The sequence below is a fragment of the Pseudomonas sp. KB-10 genome, from assembly GCF_018221585.1.
GTDB lineage: Bacteria > Pseudomonadota > Gammaproteobacteria > Pseudomonadales > Pseudomonadaceae > Aquipseudomonas > Aquipseudomonas yangonensis.
This window is the reverse complement of record NZ_QYYB01000007.1, coordinates 182,556-196,947: the sequence shown is the minus strand read 5'-3', so window position 1 is coordinate 196,947 and position 14,392 is coordinate 182,556. Positions and strand designations below refer to the sequence as shown.

The 14,392-nt window shown below is 65.8% G+C and carries 16 protein-coding genes; 8 read left to right on the top strand and 8 right to left on the bottom strand.

The annotated features are described in order from the left end of the window. The 3 genes from DXK50_RS19225 to DXK50_RS19215 are packed head-to-tail and all read right to left on the bottom strand — an operon-like array spanning position 1 to position 1,675. Entirely contained in the window at positions 1–435 is a 435-nt protein-coding gene (locus tag DXK50_RS19225; RefSeq protein WP_212631442.1) for a VOC family protein, read from the bottom strand. Positions 436–465: 30 nt separating this feature from the next. Beyond that, positions 466–1,134, bottom strand: a complete 669-nt coding sequence (locus DXK50_RS19220) for a YciC family protein (RefSeq protein ID WP_212631441.1) — start codon at positions 1,132–1,134, stop codon at positions 466–468. 55 nt (positions 1,135–1,189) lie between these two features. Then, positions 1,190–1,675 (bottom strand): YbaK/EbsC family protein, encoded by a 486-nt coding sequence (locus tag DXK50_RS19215; RefSeq protein ID WP_212631440.1) that lies wholly within the window; start codon positions 1,673–1,675, stop codon positions 1,190–1,192. 50 nt (positions 1,676–1,725) lie between these two features. Between DXK50_RS19215 and DXK50_RS19210 the strand changes: the two genes are divergently transcribed. The 3 genes from DXK50_RS19210 (at position 1,726) to DXK50_RS19200 (ending at position 4,700) form a co-directional block, all read left to right on the top strand. After that, on the top strand, positions 1,726–2,256 hold the full coding sequence (locus tag DXK50_RS19210; RefSeq protein ID WP_212631439.1) for a LabA-like NYN domain-containing protein: 531 nt from the start codon (positions 1,726–1,728) through the stop codon (positions 2,254–2,256). A gap of 147 nt (positions 2,257–2,403) precedes the next feature. After that, positions 2,404–3,006: a 3'-5' exonuclease gene (locus DXK50_RS19205; RefSeq protein WP_212631438.1), complete on the top strand. Its 603-nt coding sequence runs from the start codon at positions 2,404–2,406 to the stop codon at positions 3,004–3,006. Between the two features lie 350 nt (positions 3,007–3,356). After that, a complete protein-coding gene (locus tag DXK50_RS19200) occupies positions 3,357–4,700 on the top strand; it encodes a DEAD/DEAH box helicase (protein ID WP_212631437.1) in 1,344 nt (447 codons plus the stop codon). A 281-nt stretch (positions 4,701–4,981) separates the two neighbouring features. Here DXK50_RS19200 and DXK50_RS19195 read toward each other — a convergent pair whose 3' ends face one another. The 4 genes from DXK50_RS19195 to DXK50_RS19180 form a co-directional block, all read right to left on the bottom strand. Continuing rightward, positions 4,982–5,344 (bottom strand): VOC family protein, encoded by a 363-nt coding sequence (locus DXK50_RS19195; RefSeq protein ID WP_212631436.1) that lies wholly within the window; start codon positions 5,342–5,344, stop codon positions 4,982–4,984. Between the two features lie 89 nt (positions 5,345–5,433). Next, a complete protein-coding gene (locus DXK50_RS19190) occupies positions 5,434–5,871 on the bottom strand; it encodes a PAS domain-containing protein (RefSeq protein ID WP_212631435.1) in 438 nt (145 codons plus the stop codon). A 4-nt stretch (positions 5,872–5,875) separates the two neighbouring features. Further along, entirely contained in the window at positions 5,876–6,877 is a 1,002-nt protein-coding gene (locus tag DXK50_RS19185) for a response regulator (protein WP_212631434.1), read from the bottom strand. Between the two features lie 144 nt (positions 6,878–7,021). Further along, positions 7,022–8,254 carry a TIGR03862 family flavoprotein gene (locus tag DXK50_RS19180; protein WP_212631433.1) on the bottom strand — a complete coding sequence of 411 codons (1,233 nt, stop codon included), beginning with the start codon at positions 8,252–8,254 and terminating at the stop codon, positions 7,022–7,024. Between the two features lie 113 nt (positions 8,255–8,367). Here DXK50_RS19180 and DXK50_RS19175 point away from each other — a divergent pair, with 113 nt between their 5' ends. Then, entirely contained in the window at positions 8,368–9,498 is a 1,131-nt protein-coding gene (locus DXK50_RS19175; RefSeq protein WP_212631432.1) for an aminotransferase class V-fold PLP-dependent enzyme, read from the top strand. Between the two features lie 3 nt (positions 9,499–9,501). Here the strand turns inward: DXK50_RS19175 and DXK50_RS19170 are convergent, their stop codons facing one another. Next, positions 9,502–10,422, bottom strand: a complete 921-nt coding sequence (locus DXK50_RS19170; protein WP_212631431.1) for a histone deacetylase family protein — start codon at positions 10,420–10,422, stop codon at positions 9,502–9,504. Between the two features lie 58 nt (positions 10,423–10,480). Between DXK50_RS19170 and DXK50_RS19165 the strand changes: the two genes are divergently transcribed. The 4 genes from DXK50_RS19165 to DXK50_RS19150 are packed head-to-tail and all read left to right on the top strand — an operon-like array spanning position 10,481 to position 14,099. Then, positions 10,481–11,041 (top strand): GNAT family N-acetyltransferase, encoded by a 561-nt coding sequence (locus DXK50_RS19165; RefSeq protein WP_212631430.1) that lies wholly within the window; start codon positions 10,481–10,483, stop codon positions 11,039–11,041. Next, entirely contained in the window at positions 11,038–12,633 is a 1,596-nt protein-coding gene (locus DXK50_RS19160) for a nitroreductase family protein (RefSeq protein WP_212631429.1), read from the top strand. Before DXK50_RS19165 ends, DXK50_RS19160 begins: the two co-directional genes overlap by 4 nt. Before the next feature lie 6 nt (positions 12,634–12,639). Further along, entirely contained in the window at positions 12,640–13,509 is an 870-nt protein-coding gene (gene tesB / locus DXK50_RS19155) for an acyl-CoA thioesterase II (protein ID WP_212631428.1), read from the top strand. Beyond that, entirely contained in the window at positions 13,506–14,099 is a 594-nt protein-coding gene (locus DXK50_RS19150; RefSeq protein WP_161867294.1) for an HAD family hydrolase, read from the top strand. The genes tesB and DXK50_RS19150 overlap by 4 nt, the downstream gene beginning before the upstream one ends. Positions 14,100–14,392 lie beyond the last annotated feature (293 nt).

Sequence of the window (14,392 nt, the reverse complement as noted above, 5' to 3'; positions counted from 1 at the left end):
TCAGCCGTGCTCGTGCTGTGCAGCGCTGGCCAGCATCAGCTCCATGTCCCAGAAGGCCGCCTCGATCTTGTGGCCGTCGAGATCCCTGACGAAGCAGCCGTAGTAGGGCTCGCCATACTCGGGGCGCGGTCCCGGCTGGCCTTCGTCCTGGCCGCCCGCTGCAAGCGCTGCCTCGTGAAAGGCATGCACCGAGGCCTTGTCCGGGGCGACGAAGCCGAAGTGACTGCCGTTGCCGAGTGTCGCCGGCTGGCCATTGATCGGCGTTTGCACCCAGAACTCCGGATACTCGCGGCCGAAGGCCACCGCCCCCGGGTGGCGCATGATTTCCCGGCAACCGAGGGTGGCCAGTACCTTGGCGTAGAAGGCACTGGCGGCGTCGAAATCGTTGGTGCCGATGGACACGTGGGACAGGATGCTGGGGTTGGTTTCGCTCATGACGCTCTCCGGGCCGGGAAAACAGCAAGCCTAGTCACTGTTCTCGCTATTTGCCGCCTGCTGGGGTTCGAGCAGCATGAACAGGCGGAACAGCACCACGAGGGCGAACAGTTGCAGGAAGCCATTGCCGGTCTGATGCAGCACCCACAGCAAGGTGTCGCTGTGGTTCGGCTGCGTCCACCAGTCCAGCAGCCACAGCGGCACCAGCACATTGGCCAGGCAGGCGAACACCGGCCAGAAGCGCCCGTCGGTCAACGCGAAGCTGGCTTGCAGGGCGCGCATTGGCGGCTCCTGGCGCAGCACCAGGATCAGTTCGGAGAAGGCCAGGCGCATCATGATCCAGATGCCCGGCACGATGAACAACGACAGGCCGAGCATGATCGCCAGTGTGCTCAGCCCGGTCATCAGGGCGAAGGACGGCCACAGCTGCAAGCCGGCCGCGAACAGCTGCGCGTTGCCGGGCGTCTGGCCGATGCTGCGGGCGTGCAGGAAGAGAATCAGCGGCGCGGCGTACAGCGGGTAGAAGAGAATGCCGAGCAGCACGCCATAGGCCGGGTTGGCGCCTTCGCCGAGCTGAGCGGCGAGGATCGTCTGGGCGATGGCTTCGAGCAGCAACAGCGGCAGGGTCAGGCGGGCAATAGCGGCGAGGTTGTGGCTGGAGAAGAACCAGGCGTCACGCAAAACGGAAAGTGGGCTCATCGACAGGTTACCAGGTGTCAGGGCTCCAGCACTGTGGCTGGTTGCCGGGATGGGATCAAGGGTACTCCAGCTGCACATTGGGCTGCGCGGCGAGCAGGCGCGGCAGTTCATCGCCGGGCACTTCCAGGGTCAGTTGCGGCGGGCCGGGTGAATACAGCAGAAAGTCGCAGGCCAGCAACGCGCGGTCGATCAGCAGGGTGATGGCGACGTCGTGCCCGAACGGGCAGGCGCACATCGGCACGCAGCCGGTGTGCTCGATCAGTTCCTCGTCGCTGGCGATGCGCGGGCGCTTGCCGAGCAACGCTTTGAGTCTGGCCCAGTCGGCGCGAGCACCTTCGAGGGTGACCAGCATGGCATAGCGCTGCGCATCGATGCGCAGGAACAGGCTCTTGCTCTCCACGCCGCGCAGGCCGAAACGCTGGCGTACGGCGTGGGCGGTGGGGTAGTCGAGCACCGCTTCGTGCTCGACCAGACGATGGCTGATTTGCAGGCGCTGGAGCAGGTCGAGGTTGCGCTGGCAGAGGCGTTCTAGAGGCGTCATGGCGGCAAGCATAGGGGCTGCGTCGCGCCCCGGCCAGCCCTGGACGCAGGATGGCGCCGGCTCTGGCATACTGGCGCCTTCGTTGCCCCCGAGGACTCCCGGTGAAGAAGATCGCCGTATTCGCCGATGTGCAGAACCTCTACTACACGGTGCGCCAGGTGCATGGCTGCCATTTCGACTACAGCGTGCTGTGGGCCGAGGTCAGTCGCCGTGGCGTGATCGTCGAGGCCTACGCCTACGCCATCGACCGTGGTGACGCCAAGCAGCAGCAGTTCCAGCAAATCCTGCGCAAGCTGGGTTTCACCGTGAAGCTCAAACCCTATATCCAGCGTGCCGACGGTTCGGCCAAAGGGGATTGGGACGTGGGCATCACCATCGATGTGCTCGACGCCGCCGAGCGCGTCGACGAGATCGTCCTGGCCTCCGGGGACGGTGATTTCGACCTGTTGCTCGAACGCGTGCGCAGTCGTGGCCTGGATGCCATCGCCTTCGGTGTGCCGGGGCTGACGGCGCAGTCGCTGATCCGGGCTGCCAGCCTGTACGTGCCCATCGAAGGCAATCTTTTGCTGCGCAATCACTGAGATCGTGTCAGTCGACGGTGTTCGCATCTCGCGCGTCGGCTGTGCTCGCAATGCTCATGCAGTTCAATACACTCTGCCTGTCGTGCGCATCCCCAACGTCACCGGTCTCCGCTCGCGCCGACTTCTTCACAAGCTCCGAGGTTTTACGTGGAATCCATCGCCGTCATCGACTTCGAAACCACCGGCGTGTCGCCGGCCAAGGCGCGTGCCACCGAGATCGGCGTGGCGATCATCGAGGACGGGCGCATCGTCGACCGCTACCAGAGTCTGATGAACAGTGGCGCCTGGGTGCCGCCGTTCATCGAGCAGCTGACCGGCATCAGCAACGCCATGCTGCGCAAGGCGCCGCCGTCGGAGCAGGTGATGAACGAGGTGGCCGACTTCATCGGCGAAAGGCCGTTGCTGGCGCATAACGCGTCCTTCGACCAGAAGTTCTGGGACGCCGAGCTGGCGCGCGTGCGCCGGCGTCGCTTGCAGCCGTTCGCCTGTTCCCTGCTGCTGTCACGGCGTTTGCTGCCGGAGGCGCCGAGCCACAAGCTGGGCAACCTCAACACCTGGGCCGGCCTGCCGGATACCGGCCGCGCTCACCGCGCCCTGGCCGATGCCGAGATGGCGGCGAACCTGACCCTGCATCTGTTCGGCCTGCTACGCGAACGCCATGGCCGGTACCAGGCCGATCATGCCTTTCTCTGCCAGCTGCAGAACCTCTCGGCGGCCAAGGTGCGGGCGTTGCTGGCCAGCGCTTGCTGAGCTGGCCTCATACCTGTAGTAGCGGCTTTAGCCGCGAGCTTTTATCGCGGCTAAAGCCCCTCCCACGGTTTTTCTCGCGCGTTGGGGATTGCTGCGGCTGAAGCTGCTGCGGGTTGGTAGCCCGGATGCAGTCCGGGGAGAGTGGCGCATGTTCCCGGATTGCATCCGGGCTACAACGTCTTTCGTTTCTGTGGGAGGCGCTTTAGCGGCGAGCTTTTGTCGCGGTTAAAGCGGAATGCTGCCCTGCCGCTCCTACGGCGATTTGCCGAGGATTTTCGCGGCTGAAGCCGCTCCTACATATAGGGACAGGTTAAACTGCGCGCCTGTTTCCTTTCCGATTCGGTTGCCCCATGACCTTCGCCTCCCTCGGTTTGATCGAGCCGCTGCTGCGCACTCTCGCCGAACTCGATTACCAGACCCCGACTCCGGTGCAGAGCCAGGCCATCCCCGCCGTGCTCAAGGGCCGCGACCTGATGGCTGCGGCGCAGACGGGCACCGGCAAGACCGCGGGTTTCGCGCTGCCGCTGCTGCAGCGCCTGACTCTGGAAGGCCCGCAGGTGGCCAGCAACTCGGTGCGTGCGCTGGTGCTGACGCCGACCCGTGAACTGGCCGAGCAGGTGCTGCAGAGTTTCCAGGCCTACGGCCGCAATCTGCCGCTGACCAGCTATGCGGTATACGGCGGGGTCAGCATCAACCCGCAGATGATGAAGCTGCGCAAGGGCGTCGACGTGCTGGTGGCCACGCCGGGCCGTCTGCTCGACCTGTACCGGCAGAACGCGGTGAAGTTCTCCCAGTTGCAGACCCTGGTGCTGGATGAGGCCGACCGCATGCTCGACCTGGGCTTCGCCCGCGAATTGGACGAGCTGTTCAGCGCGCTGCCGAAGAAGCGCCAGACCCTGCTGTTCTCCGCCACCTTTTCCGATGCCATCCGGCAGATGGCCGGCGAGCTGCTGCGCGACCCGCTGTCAGTGGAGGTCAGCCCGCGCAACGCTGCGGCCAAGAGCGTCAGGCAGTGGCTGATCCCGGTGGACAAGAAGCGCAAGAGCGAGCTGTTCCTGCACCTGTTGCAGGAAAAACGCTGGGGCCAGGTGCTGGTGTTCGCCAAGACCCGCAAGGGCGTCGATCAGCTGGAGCAGGAACTGCTGGCCATGGGCGTGGCCGCCGACTCGATCCATGGCGACAAGCCACAGCCGAGCCGCCTGCGCGCGCTGGAGCGCTTCAAGGCCGGCGAGGTGCAGATCCTGGTGGCCACCGATGTGGCTGCGCGCGGCTTGGACATCGACGACCTGCCGCTGGTGGTCAATCTCGACCTGCCGGTCAACGCCGAGGATTACGTGCACCGCATCGGCCGTACCGGCCGCGCCGGCAGCACGGGCGAGGCGATCTCCCTGGTCTGCGCTGACGAAGTGGATCAACTGGCAGCGATCGAGAACCTGACTCAGCAGTTGATCAAGCGTGTCGACGAACCGGATTTCATTCCTGATCACCGCGTACCGCTGACTGCGGTCGGTGGCCAGGTGCTGAAAAAACCCAAGAAGCCCAAGCAGAAGCTGATCCCCGGTGCGGGCAAGGCCGCTGGCAAAGGCAATATTCACCTCGGCCGCTGGTTCGAGGAAGAAGACGCCAAGCCCAAGGTCAGGGCAGTACGCAAGGTGCCGAGCTTCGGCAGCAAGCCCAAGGGCGGCAAGAAGTAGTCATCGGAAAAGCTCGCGGCTAAAGCCCCTCCCACAGGCGTAATGTCGCTCTCACAGGAAACGGTCGAACGCCACCAGTCCCCTCGCCCTCTGGAAGAGGGTTAGGGAGAGGGGAGAATTGGCAGTTTTGCGGTGTTTTCAGCCCTCTCCCCAACTGCTCTCCACCAGGCGTGCCCCTAGTAAATGGGAGAGCGGAGCCAAGCTCATAAAGCTCTAAGTGAATAGCTTCATTCTCACAGGCGCAGCTTGTTGCATGTGGGAGGGGCTTTAGCCGCGACGAGTCAGCTGTTCTGGCCGATGCGCCAGAGCACGCCGCTGGGGTCGAATACCATGAACTCGCGCATGCCCCAGGGCTGATCCTGCGGCGCGATCAGGCGCGTGCCGAAACGCTCGTCCAGGCGTGCAGCCTGAATCTGCGCCCACCAGGTATCGACTTCCTCCACCAGCAGGTGCATGACGAAGTTCTCTGCCTGCTCCTTGACATAGAAGTTCTGCAGCAGGAACGCACAGTGTTCGCCGTGGCTGAAGTAGGCCATCTGATCGTCCGACCAGCCGGGCTTGAAGCCCATCGCCTGGTAGAAGTCCTTGCTCAGTTCGAAGTCCCGCGCCGGGACGAAGGTTTTCAGTTCAACGCTGCGCAGCATGTAAATCCCTTTTTCGTCGGAACCGTAGCCCGGATGAAGTCCGGGAGCATCTGGCATCGGCCCCGGATTGCATCCGGGCTACGAGCGCATCAGTTAGTCGATTGTGCCTGCGCCGCCACGGCCGCCGCCGTCATGTCATAGATCACCAGACACACATGCTCCACCGGCTGGCCGGCCAGTGGCAGCAGGGTGACGTTCTGGTACATGAAATCGGCCTGGCCGGTGATCGGCTGGTAGCTCTTGAAGCGCATCAGGTAGGGGCGCTGCTGCCACAGGCTGAAGGCGCGGGTGCCGAGTTGCACCACGCTTTCCACCTTGCGCTCCAGCCACGAGCGGTCGATGTCGGGGAACAGCTCGAACAGCGAGCGGCCCTGTACCTGATCCGGGCCAAGCCCTGAATGGTTCTCCATGAAGGCATTCCACACCTCGACGCGGTACTGGCGGTCGAGCACCACCACGCCGACGTCGATGCATTGCACGATGTCGAGCAGCCAGTGGACTTCCTTGATATCGATCTGCGCAGGCATGGCCTTACTCCATCAGGTAGCCGATCTTGGCGGTCAGGCGCTTGATCGAGTCTTCGGTGAACAACAGCAGCAGGTCGAAATGGATGGCGTGGCCCTCCAGGCTGTAGCTGATCTCCACGGCCAGGGTCTTGCGCCAGCGCTGGCGGTTGACCTGGATGAGCTGGTCGAGGCTGGCATGCTGGCCCAGTAGCTGCGGGTGGCCCTGGGAAAAACGCAGGTCGAGTTGCTCGGCAACGCCGGCAAGGCAGGCACCGATCAGGATGCTGGCCAGGTCCAGCAGCATCTCCGAGGTTTGCGCTTCGTTCTTCGGCTGCCAGCCGAGCAGGCGCGCCATGTCGTTCACTTCCGAATCATGGAACAGCAGCAGCGCCTCGCCGGCGATGGCCTCGCCGATGAAACCCTGGCAGATGGCGCTGAAGCGCTCGCCGCGCTGGGCGTCGAGCAGGGTCATGTGCAGTTCGCTGACCTCGAAGATATTGACCTGCGGCACCGGCAGCTGCACGAACACCCCGAGCACCTTGGCCAGCAGGGCGGCAGCGCGGCCCATGGCGACGTTGCTCACCTCGCGCAGCGCATCCCGGAAGCTCACCTTAAGCTCCGACAGCGCCGCAGCCTGGGCCTGCGCGGCCGGTGTGCCCTGAGGGTCGAACAGTTTCAGCTCGATCAGCGTCTGGCGCAGAATTTCCGGGTCGGCTGGTTTCTTGATGAACGCCAGGGCGCCCAGTTCGCGTACGCGACGCACGGCTTCTTCCTGCACGTCGCCGGAGACCACGATCACCTGGGTGCTCAGCCCTTCGGCGCGCAGCGACGCGAGGGTCTGATAGCCGTCGAGTACCGGCATGGTCAGGTCGAGCAGCATGACCTGGCCCAAGCCCTGGCGAATCAGGGCCAGCGCCTCCTCGCCGTTGCTCGCCTGGCTGAGGGAAACCGACCATTCAGCCGGCAGGGCGCGGATCAATTGCTTGCGCGCCATGTTGGAGTCGTCGCAGACCAGCAGCGGAATCACGGCGGGGGATTACCTGTGTGGGGGAGCGCTGGAAAAGAGCATAGCTGTACGCCGAGCGGTGTCACAGCGCCATGCGCGCTTTTTCAACCGTAGCTCGGATGAAATCAGGGGGCATGGCGCGATGTTCCCCGGATTGCATCCGGGCTACTGCAGCCAGTTCAGTACGCCCTGCGCGGCCACCCGCCCGCTGGCGAAGCAGGCGGTGAGCAGATAGCCACCGGTGGGCGCTTCCCAGTCGAGCATTTCACCGGCGCAGAACACGCCGGGCAGCGCCTTGAGCATCAGGCCGTCATCCACAGCCTCGAAGGGCACGCCGCCGGCGCTGCTGATCGCCTCGTCCAGCGGGCGGGTGCGCAGCAGGGTGATGGGCAGCGCCTTGATCCACGGAGCAAGCGTGGCGGGATCAGTGAAGGCCTCGGCCGGGGCCAGCTCGCGCAGCAGGGCGGCTTTCACGCCGTCGAGGCCGGCCTGGCGGTGCAGGTGCTTGGCCATGGAATGCTTGCCGCGTGGCCTGGCCAGTGCCTGCTGCAGTTTGGCCAGCGGCATCTGTGGCAGCAGGTCGAGATGGATCAGGGCCTGGCCGTCGGCCTCGATGGCGCGGCGGATATCGGCGGAAAAGGCGTACACCAGGCTGCCTTCGATGCCGCCTGCGGTCAGCACGAATTCACCGATGCGAGGCGCCTGGCCGGGCAGCCTCAAGGCGACGTTCTTCAGCGGCGCCCCGGCGAATTTCTCCCTGAGATATTCACTCCAGCCGGCCACTTCGAAACCGCAGTTGCTCGGTTTCAGGGCCGCTACTTCGACGCCGCGCTGCTGCAACAGGGCCGTCCAGGCGCCATCGGAGCCCAGGCGCGCCCAGCTGCCGCCGCCCAGGGCCAGCAGGCAGGCATCGGCGGCCAGTGCGCGTTCGCCGTCTGCGCCGGCGATACGCAGGCTGCCGTCCTGGTTCCAGCCCAGCCAGCGGCTGCGCGTGTGGATGGTCACGCCCAGCTCGCGCAGGCGGCGCAGCCAGGCGCGCAGCAGCGGTGCAGCTTTCATGTCGGTAGGGAACACGCGGCCGGAGGTGCCGACGAAGGTGTCGATGCCCAGGCCATGAATCCAGGCGCGCAGGGCGTCGGCATCGAACTCGTGCAGCAGCCTTGCGACCTCGGCCTGGCGCTCGCCGTAACGGCCGATAAAGGCTTCCTTGGGCTCGGAATGGGTGATGTTCATGCCGCCGACGCCGGCCAGCAGGAACTTGCGCCCCACCGAGGGCATGGCGTCGAACAGCTCCACGCGCACGCCGCCTTGCGCCAGCACCTCGGCAGCCATCAGCCCGGCCGGGCCGCCGCCGATGATGGCGACGTGATGAGCGTTGGGTGAAGTGCTTGTGGTCATGGCAGCAGAACGGTCTGAGAAAGGCTGCGCATTCTACCCGAGTGCTCCCCGGCCTTGTCATTTGCCCCGGGTTGGGGCAGGTTCAGCTCGAACCTTTTCGGCTGGAGTCCGCTATGTCCCAGATCTGCCCCGACATCGATCCCGATGGCCTGCTCGAATATTCGGTGGTTTACACCGACCGCTCGCTGAACCATATGTCGCAGTCGTTCCAGGGCGTGATGCGCGATATCTCCGCCACCCTCAAGCAGGTCTACAACGCCCATGCCGTGGCGGTGGTGCCGGGCAGCGGCACCTATGGCATGGAGGCGGTGGCGCGCCAGCTGGCGACCGGGCAGAAGTGCCTAGTGCTGCGCAACGGCTGGTTCAGCTACCGCTGGACGCAGATTTTCGACATGGGCCGCATTCCCGCCGAGTCCTATGTACTCAAGGCGCGCCCGGTCGCCGAAGGCCATCAGGCCGCCTTCGCTCCGGCGCCGCTGGACGAGGTGCTGGCCAGCATCGCCGAGCAGAAGCCGCAGGTGGTATTCGCTCCGCACGTGGAAACCTCCTCGGGCATGATCCTGCCGGACGACTACCTGCGCGCGGTGAGCGATGCGGTGCATGCGGTCGGCGGCCTGTTCGTGCTCGACTGCATCGCCTCCGGCACCCTCTGGGTGGACATGCAGGCCTGTGGCGTCGACGTGCTGATCAGCGCGCCGCAGAAGGGCTGGAGCGCCTCGCCCTGCTGCGCTCTGGTGATGCTCAGCGAAGCGGCGCAGGCGCGTGTCGAGGCGACCCAGAGCACCAGCTTCGCCTGCGACCTGAAGAAGTGGCTGCAGATCATGCAGGCCTACGAGCAGGGCGGCCACGCCTACCACGCCACCATGCCCAGCGATGCCCTGGCGCGTTTTCGCGACGCCATGTTCGAGGCCAAGGCCATAGGTTTTGCCAAGGTGCGTGAGCAGCAGCAGGAACTCGGCGACCGGGTGCGTGCGCTGCTGGCGGCGCGCGGCTTCAGAAGCGTCGCCGCCAAGGGCTTCGAGGCGCCTGGCGTGGTGGTCTGCTACACCGACGATGCGCAGATCAAGACCGGCGCCAAGTTCGCCGCCGTCGGCCTGCAGATCGCCGCCGGCGTGCCGCTGCAATGCGATGAACCGGCGGACTTCCAGACCTTCCGCCTCGGCCTGTTCGGGCTGGACAAGCTGGGTAACGTCGAGCGCACGGTGAAGACGCTGGAGCAGGCGTTGGACAAGGTGCTGGGCTGATCCTCAGCGCAACCCTCGCGCCGCCCACACCCTTGCGGCGCTGTGATGCAGGATACCGTGGCGGCGGGCGAGGGCGGCGTGATCCTTCGAGTAACCGCCGCCGATCACTCCGAGTACGGGAATGTCGCGGCCCAGGCAGTGCTGCAGCACGGCTTCGTCGCGGGCGGCCAGACCGGCGTCGGTCAGTTGCAGGTAGCCCAGGGCATCGTCCCTGTGCACGTCGACGCCGGCATCGTAGAGCACCAGATCCGGCTGATAGATGGGCATCAGGTAGTTCAGGGTGTCGTCCACCACCTTCAGGTAATCGGCGTCGCCCATGCCGCGCGGCAGGGGAATGTCCCAGTCGCTCTGCGCCTTGCGTGCCGGGAAGTTCTGCTCGCAATGCAGCGACACGGTGACGGCGTCCGGTTCGTCTTCCAGCAGCCGCGCGGTGCCGTCGCCCTGGTGCACGTCGCAGTCGAAGATCAGCACGCGGTGCACGCGGCCGGCTTCCAGCAGGTAACGGGCGATCACCGCCAGGTCGTTGAAGATGCAGAAGCCGGAGGGAAAGTCGTAGTGCGCATGGTGCGTGCCGCCCGCCAGGTGGCAGGCCAGGCCATGTTGCAGGGCCAGTTCGGCAGTCAGCAGCGAGCCGCCCACGGCGCGCACGGTGCGCCGCGCCAGCGCATCGCTCCAAGGCAGGCCGAGGCGGCGCTGGTCCTCGTATGACAGCTCGCCGGCCATGTAGCGGGCGATGTAATCAGGGCAGTGAACCAGGGCGAGAATCTCCGCCGGGCACAGCTCCGGGCGTTGCAGCTCTGCATCCGTGGTCAAGCCGCTATCGACCAGGTGATCGCGCAGCAGGCGGAATTTTTCCATGGGAAAACGATGCCCGGCCGGGAAGGGCGGGCTGTAATCCTCGTGGTAGACCAGCGGTAGCGGCATACAATGACGACTCAAGCGAATTGACGGCTTATGGTCGCAGCCAATCGAGACAACTGCCATGCCCCTGATCGAAACCTCCACCGAACGGCTGCTGCTGCGCGCCTGGCGCGACACTGATCTGCCGGCGCTGGCCGCGCTGAATGCCGACGCCGAGGTGATGCGCCATTTCCCTGCGCCACTGGACGCCGAACAGAGTGCACACCTGCTGGCGCGCTTGCGTGCGCATCATGAGCAATATGGCTTCACCTTCTGGGCACTGCAGCGGCGCGACAGCGGCGAGCTGATCGGTTTCACCGGCCTGGCGCAGGTCGGCTTCGAGGCGCCTTTCGTGCCGGCAATGGAGATCGGCTGGCGACTGGCGCGGGCGCACTGGCGCCAGGGCTATGCCAGCGAAGCGGCGCGCGCCGCGCTCGCCGTGGCCTTCGAGCAGCTTGGGCTGGACGAGGTGGTGAGCTTTACCGTGCCGGCCAATCTGCCGTCGCAGGCGGTGATGCGCAGCATCGGCATGCAGCGCGACGAGGCCGGCGATTTTCTCCACCCGCGACTGCCGGACGGTCATCCGCTGCAACTGCATGTGCTCCACCGCATTCGTCGCGAGCAGTGGGAGGCCGGACGATGAAGGATGTGCTCGCCTATCACCAGCTCAGCAAGCACGCGCCGGAACGCTTCGCGCCGGGGCCGGGGCAGCTGGACTGGGCGACCCAGCCGGCGCCGTTTCGCCGCTATGCGGGGGCGCGGCTGATCGAGCTGTACCACCGCCCGCTGGAAGAGGGGCCGGGCTACGACACGGCCTTTGCCGGGCCGCAGACACCGCCTGCGCCGCTGGATCGCGCCAGCGTCTCGCAACTGCTGTACGACAGCCTGGCCATTTCCGCCTGGAAGGAAGCCGGCGGCAATCGCTGGGCGCTGCGGGTCAACCCGTCATCCGGCAACCTGCACCCGACCGAGGCCTATCTGCTGTTGCCGCCAGGTGCCGTGGATGAGGTCGCTGTGCTGGCCCACTATGCCGCGGATGTCCATGCGCTGGAGGTGCGCAGCGAGCTGCCCGCGCCGCTTGGCCGGCAGCTTGCCGACAGTCTGCCGCCCGGTGGTTTTCTCCTGGGGCTGAGCAGCATCGCCTGGCGCGAGGCCTGGAAGTACGGCGAGCGCGCCTACCGTTACTGCCAGCACGACCTGGGGCATGCCCTGGCGGCGCTGGCCATCGCCGCCAGCGTGCAGGGCTGGCAGGTGCGCATGCTGCACGGTGTGGCCGAGGCTCGTCTGGACGGCCTGCTAGGGCTGGACGGAGACGACTTTCATGAGGCCGAACACGGCGACTGCCTGCTGTGGATCGGCCCGGCGCAGGCGATGGAGTTCGCGCTGCCCGAACCCCTGCTGAACGGGTTGGCGCAGCTCGAGCGGGTCGGGGCGCCCAATCGTCTGTCGCGCGAGTATCGCCACTGGCCGGAGCTGCAGCGGGTGCATGGGCTGTGCCGCGCGCCGGCACGTCCTCGCGCGGTCTGGAGCCTGGATGCGGCCAACGCACGGGCCGACAACCCCGGCCTGCCACTGCGGCCAATCCTGCATCGCCGACGCAGTGCGCAGGCCATGGACGGCCGCAGCGGCATCCAGGCTGACCTGCTGCTGGCCTGGCTGCGCCGGCTGATGCCGCAGCAGTCGCCGGTGCCCTTCGCCGTGAACGGAGAGCCGAACGAGATCGACCTGCTGCTGTTCGTCCACCGCGTGCAGGGTCTGGCGCCTGGGCTGTACTGGCTGGATCGCACAGGCAACGGCGTGCAGCCACTGCGTGCGGATTACCTGTGGCAGCGGGTCGATGACGAGCTGCCGCTGTACCGCCTGCTAGAAGGCGACGCCCGTGGTCTGGCGGGCTTTCTCAGTTGCGGGCAGGACATCGCCGCCGATGGCTGTGTGGCCTTGGCCATGCTGGCGCGGGTGGAGGGCGCCCTGGCCAATGGCGCCTGGCGCTATCCCAGGCTCTACTGGGAGTGTGGCCAGATCGGTCAGTTGCTCTATCTCGAAGCCGAAGCGGCAGGGCTTTCCGGTACGGGTATCGGTTGCTACTTCGACGACGCCTTACGCGAGTTGCTCGGCGATGCCGACAGCGGGCTGCAAAGTCTTTACCATTTCACCCTTGGCCGCGCCGTTTGGGATGAACGCCTGACGTCGCTGCCGGCCTACCCGCAATTGCGTATACCCCGTGCAAGGAGATGACACCCCATGACTCAGGTTCTCGATAATCTGGTGGCGCTGCTCAGCCTGGAGCAGATCGAGGAAAACCTGTTCCGTGGCCGCAGCCAGGATCTCGGTTTTCGCCAACTGTTCGGCGGCCAGGTGCTTGGCCAATGCATTTCCGCCGCCAGCCAGACCGTCGAGGAGGCGCGTCACGTGCACTCCATGCACGGCTACTTCCTGCGCCCTGGCGATGCCAGCCTGCCAGTGGTCTATCAGGTCGAGCGCACCCGCGATGGCGGCAGCTTCAGCACCCGCCGCGTGGTCGCGGTGCAGAAGGGCAAGCCGATCTTCTTCTGCAGTGCTTCGTTTCAGTACGATGAGGAAGGCTTTCACCATCAGAGCGAGATGCCGGATGTGCCAGGCCCTGAGGACCTGAAGTCTGAAACCGATCTGGCGCGCATGGTGGCGCCGATGATCCCCGAGCGCATGCGCGAGCGTGCGATCAGCGACAAGCCCATCGAGATCCGCCCGGTCACCCTGATCAACCCCTTCGCCCCGCAGCCTTGCGAGCCGGTCAAGTACGTTTGGTTCCGCGCCGCCGGCGAGCTGCCGGATGACCCGCAGCTGCACAAGTACCTGCTGGCCTACGCCAGCGACTTCAACCTGCTGACCACCTCGATGCAGCCGCACGGCGTGTCGGTGTTCCAGAAGTTCATGCAGGTGGCCAGCCTCGACCACTCGCTGTGGTTCCACCGCAACCTGCGTATGGACGACTGGCTGCTGTACGCCATGGACAGCCCCTGGGCCGGCAATGCCCGCGGCTTCTCCCGCGCCAGCATCTACAACCGCCAGGGCGAACTGGTGGCCTCGGCTGCTCAGGAAGGTCTGACCCGCGTACGTGAGGACTGGAAGTGAGAACACTGCGCGACGCGCGCCACTGGGTGTTCGACATGGACGGCACCCTGACTCTGGCGGTGCATGATTTCCCCGCAATCAAGCGGGCGCTGGGCATTCCTGAGGAAGACGACATCCTCCATCACCTGGCGGCGCTGCCGGCAGAGGAGGCTGCAGCCAAGCATGCCTGGCTGCTGGAGCACGAGCGCGAACTGGCCGTGGCCTCGCGCCCGGCGCCGGGCGCTATCGACCTGGTGCGCGCGCTGTGCGAGCGCGGCTGCCAGCTCGGTATCCTGACCCGCAATGCCCATCCGTTGGCTCTGCTGACCCTGCAGGCCATCGGCCTGGATGACTGCTTCGCCACGGCCGATATCCTTGGCCGCGATGAGGCGCCGCCCAAACCGCATCCGGGCGGACTGCTGCACCTGGCCGAGCGCTGGGCGGTCAAGCCGCAGGAGCTGGTGATGGTCGGCGACTACCGCTTCGACCTGGAATGTGCCCAGGCTGCGGGTGCGCGCGGCGTGCTGGTCAACCTGCCGGACAACCCCTGGCCGGAGCTGACCGAGCTGCATGCGCAGGATTGCGCGCAGCTGTTGGCTGCGTTGGGCTGACATTCGCGGTTCACGGCGTTTTTCCGGACTTTGTCGTCGTGGGACTTGGCACTATCCATTGGCGCGTTGTTGGATCTGATGGGTTTCGCCCCTTACGGGCGAGTCACTTGATTCGCTGCGCTCACCCTTCGGGCCAGCCTGCGGCTGTTACTTCGCTGCGCTTCGTAGCTCTTGCTTGCCCAAGAGAAAGTAACCAAAGAGAAGGGCACCCCGTTCATACGGCCCCGGCTGCGCCGGGGTTCCCTCGCTCCATCACCGCTCCAGGGGCACGACCGGATGCGGCCCACCGACGA

What these genes read in the sequence shown, in the direction of transcription:
- DXK50_RS19225 (WP_212631442.1), bottom strand. Translation starts at nt 435, where the DNA reads ATGAGCGAAACCAACCCCAGCATCCTGTCCCACGTGTCCATCGGCACC.
- DXK50_RS19220 (WP_212631441.1), bottom strand. Translation starts at nt 1,134, where the DNA reads ATGAGCCCACTTTCCGTTTTGCGTGACGCCTGGTTCTTCTCCAGCCAC.
- DXK50_RS19215 (WP_212631440.1), bottom strand. Translation starts at nt 1,675, where the DNA reads ATGACGCCTCTAGAACGCCTCTGCCAGCGCAACCTCGACCTGCTCCAG.
- DXK50_RS19210 (WP_212631439.1), top strand. Translation starts at nt 1,726, where the DNA reads ATGGCGCCGGCTCTGGCATACTGGCGCCTTCGTTGCCCCCGAGGACTC.
- DXK50_RS19200 (WP_212631437.1), top strand. Translation starts at nt 3,357, where the DNA reads ATGACCTTCGCCTCCCTCGGTTTGATCGAGCCGCTGCTGCGCACTCTC.
- DXK50_RS19195 (WP_212631436.1), bottom strand. Translation starts at nt 5,344, where the DNA reads ATGCTGCGCAGCGTTGAACTGAAAACCTTCGTCCCGGCGCGGGACTTC.
- DXK50_RS19190 (WP_212631435.1), bottom strand. Translation starts at nt 5,871, where the DNA reads ATGCCTGCGCAGATCGATATCAAGGAAGTCCACTGGCTGCTCGACATC.
- DXK50_RS19180 (WP_212631433.1), bottom strand. Translation starts at nt 8,254, where the DNA reads ATGACCACAAGCACTTCACCCAACGCTCATCACGTCGCCATCATCGGC.
- DXK50_RS19175 (WP_212631432.1), top strand. Translation starts at nt 8,368, where the DNA reads ATGTCCCAGATCTGCCCCGACATCGATCCCGATGGCCTGCTCGAATAT.
- DXK50_RS19170 (WP_212631431.1), bottom strand. Translation starts at nt 10,422, where the DNA reads ATGCCGCTACCGCTGGTCTACCACGAGGATTACAGCCCGCCCTTCCCG.
- DXK50_RS19165 (WP_212631430.1), top strand. Translation starts at nt 10,481, where the DNA reads ATGCCCCTGATCGAAACCTCCACCGAACGGCTGCTGCTGCGCGCCTGG.
- DXK50_RS19160 (WP_212631429.1), top strand. Translation starts at nt 11,038, where the DNA reads ATGAAGGATGTGCTCGCCTATCACCAGCTCAGCAAGCACGCGCCGGAA.
- tesB (WP_212631428.1), top strand. Translation starts at nt 12,640, where the DNA reads ATGACTCAGGTTCTCGATAATCTGGTGGCGCTGCTCAGCCTGGAGCAG.